At 29.9% G+C, this 3145-nt stretch carries 4 protein-coding genes; all 4 read left to right on the top strand.

Annotation, left to right across the window (positions count from 1 at the left end):
• Positions 1-735 precede the first annotated feature (735 nt).
• On the top strand, positions 736-1650 hold the full coding sequence (locus GW534_RS15675; RefSeq protein WP_161921899.1) for a DMT family transporter: 915 nt from the start codon (positions 736-738) through the stop codon (positions 1648-1650).
• A gap of 285 nt (positions 1651-1935) precedes the next feature.
• Positions 1936-2064, top strand: coding sequence for a VOC family protein (locus tag GW534_RS16865; RefSeq protein ID WP_312854693.1), 129 nt, complete (start codon positions 1936-1938; stop codon positions 2062-2064).
• 30 nt (positions 2065-2094) lie between these two features.
• Positions 2095-2352, top strand: a complete 258-nt coding sequence (locus GW534_RS16860; RefSeq protein WP_312854692.1) for a VOC family protein — start codon at positions 2095-2097, stop codon at positions 2350-2352.
• Positions 2353-2511: 159 nt separating this feature from the next.
• Positions 2512-2865 (top strand): ASCH domain-containing protein, encoded by a 354-nt coding sequence (locus tag GW534_RS15665; RefSeq protein WP_161921898.1) that lies wholly within the window; start codon positions 2512-2514, stop codon positions 2863-2865.
• Positions 2866-3145: the final 280 nt, after the last annotated feature.

Below are 3145 nucleotides of genomic sequence, written 5' to 3'. Positions count from 1 at the left end.
TTATTTATTGTTTTTACAATTGAGATATGAAATTGCATTCATCTTCCTGATAACTTCATTCTGGTGGTACGCGATTCCAATCAGAAGTATAGTTTCGATGTGGTCATATACAAAGTTATTTATCTTATAAATTTAAGACTAATTCTTATTAAGCCTATTACATATCATTGTTGATTGGATTTCGTAATATTATAGGAATAAATTTTTAAAAATAGATTTTTCCTACAATATGTTTCAAGCTCTTTAAAAAAATATAGTGAAATTTCATTTATATATATTTTATTTCAATCAGTCTTTGGTAATACACTGCTACGTAGAGTGTTTGAAAACCTATTCATTGCTTTATAAATATTACAGATTTGCTGTTTTTTTGTTATTGTACTGTAATTCCCTGTTTATAGTCAGGTAATGTTTTTTCTCTATACAAAATTACTGATTTAAAAGGAAGGGAGTAATTGGATGTAAAGAAGAATTTTATAATATTAGTAAACAAATAAATAGTAGGGAGAAAATAAGATGAAAAAACGTATTACTTTAGTTTTTATGACAGCATTGATCTTCACTTATTCCTTTAAAATAGCAATTATCAAAAGTAAATAACTCTTTTATTACCGGGTGCAAATACAAAATGCACACTTTCTTTATATAAAGGAATAAACTAAACTATTAAAAAAGGACGTGCTTTAAATCGAGTTATGAATATGAAATTTTATACAATTACGAAAGGGTAAGAATATGCAAACGAAACAATCTACTGGTCATCTAATAGCTTTTATTACGATCATCATTTGGGGTACTACTTTTATTTCGACAAAAATATTACTTGTTGATTTTACACCGATTGAAATCCTATTTTTCCGATTCATTATGGGGTTTGTCGCATTATTGATTGTTTTCCCACACCGGATGAAAGTAAAAAATAAGAAACATGAACTTTATATCATTGCTGCGGGAATAACAGGGATTACGTTGTATTATTTATTGGAAAATATTGCTCTAACCTATACAATGGCATCCAATGTAGGTGTCATTAGTTCGTTGGCACCTTTTTTCACAGCGATTGTGGCGTATTTATTTTTAAAAGAGGAACCGTTACGAGTAAATTTTTTCATTGGGTTTCTTATAGCAATGATCGGTTTAGGTTTAATTAGTTTTAATGGAGCGACAAATTTTCAAATAAATCCTATAGGTGATTTGTTAGCGATAACTGCAACCCTTGTTTGGGCGATATATTCTGTAATAACAAGAAAAATCAGCAGTTTTGGTTATAATACGTTACAAGTGACGAGAAGGATGTTTTTCTATGGACTCATTTTTATGCTTCCAACTCTATTTTTCTTCGATTTCAAATTTGGATTCGAACGGTTTAGCGATCCGGTAAATTTATTTAATATTATCTTTTTAGGACTTGGTGCGTCAGCTCTATGCTTTGTAACGTGGAATTTTTCTGTGAAAATATTAGGACCAATAAAAACAAGTATATATATTTATTTAATACCTGTTGTTACCGTCGTTACATCTGTTATTGTTTTAGATGAAAAAATCACGTTGATGTCTGCGTTAGGTACGATATTGGCGATAGCAGGACTATTTATTTCAGAAGGTAGAATTTTTATAAAGAAAAAGAATATTGATAGAAAAATAGCTTAGTTATTTTGGAATATGGCGATCTGTTTAATTGGATCGCTATTTTTTATAATAAATATTCCTTCGATTGCATTGTTTTTATGAACCTGCTCCTGGGACATGTGAAAGTGTTTATGTAGGATAAAAAAATATTTTTGATTAAATATGCTGGATTTTATGACATTAAAAATTAGTGTGCAATTGCGAAAATGCATTGCACATTTTTTACGGAATAAATGAGAGCAATTTATTGAAAAACTTAAATGAACTTGATTTATTATAGGTAACAATTTTTCAGGAGGTAAATACATGGGTTTTAAGTCAAAACAAATTTTTGTAAACTTATCGGAAATAGAGGTGGCAAAGTCGACTAACTTTTTCAAGGAATTACGGTTTGATATCAACCCACAATTTTCTGATGACTCGTCAACTTGTTAAATAATCGGCGAAAATATTTTTGCGATGCTGATGAATGAAGAAAGTTTTAAAGGATTTACAAAAAAGGAAATTCCGAATACAAAAATTTCATCAGAAGTGATTCATAGTATATCAGCTGAAAGACGGGATCAAGTTGATGAAATGGTGAATAAAGCTGTGTCCCTCGGAGCAAAAGTTTTAGGCGAACCTCAAAATCATGGTTTTATGTATATTTGGGGATTCCAAGATTTAGATGGGCATTTATGGGAAATTGCCTTTTTAGATGAAATTGCACTTAATCAAGAGTAATATAAAATATACAGTTCGAAAATCTCCACCGAAATGGCGGAGGTTTTCTATTTTTTTATAAAACTTTTTACCAAATGTTTTTATCCGTTAGTTTATTTCTTATTTGTGATAAAATTAACTTAAGAGTTAAGTGAACATGGAAAGGAACGGTGTACATTAGTGATCAATCAACAAGAAAGACAAAAATCAACATCTGAAAAAGAAAATATTGATTCGTTAATAACGATTCAAAAAGATATAGAAAAAGTAATTAAAGGGGAAAAGACATCACAAAGAAGAATGAAACGCTTTGCCGATGTAGGAGATATTTTGACACTGGATGGTTATAAGTTTGTTATTGAAAAGGTATACCAACAAGAACTTGGTGAAATTACCGATGAAGATGCTAGAAAAGAAGGATATGAGAATTTCGAAGCATACAAAGAGTCGATTTTATCGATTCATGATGGCATGCCATGGATTCCAACGTTAAAAGTGTGGGTTCATGAATTTTCTCCGTTTAAAGAAGATTAAACTTTATTGTTTTTAACCCGTGGAGCGGACTGAATCCACGGGTTTAATATTGCTTTTTTATTATAAAAACCGATTCCTTAGCATCTAGTTCTTATTGCCTATAAATGGTAATATATAGAATAGACGAATGATAAAGGGGAGGAGAATAATTTGCGTAGTATAACGACTAGGAATTAAGATTAAATTCACTTATGAACAGCTCCTAGAAAATTTTACCATAAAAATGAATGGAATCTTCCAATAAGTGAAAATATGTACTATGTATCATTAGTTAAAATGA

It is taken from the genome of Pallidibacillus pasinlerensis, assembly GCF_009996845.1.
In the GTDB taxonomy this organism is placed as follows: Bacteria; Bacillota; Bacilli; order Bacillales; family Caldibacillaceae; genus Pallidibacillus; species Pallidibacillus pasinlerensis.
Note: the sequence above shows the minus strand (reverse complement) of the source record. Positions and strands in the feature narration are given on the sequence as shown.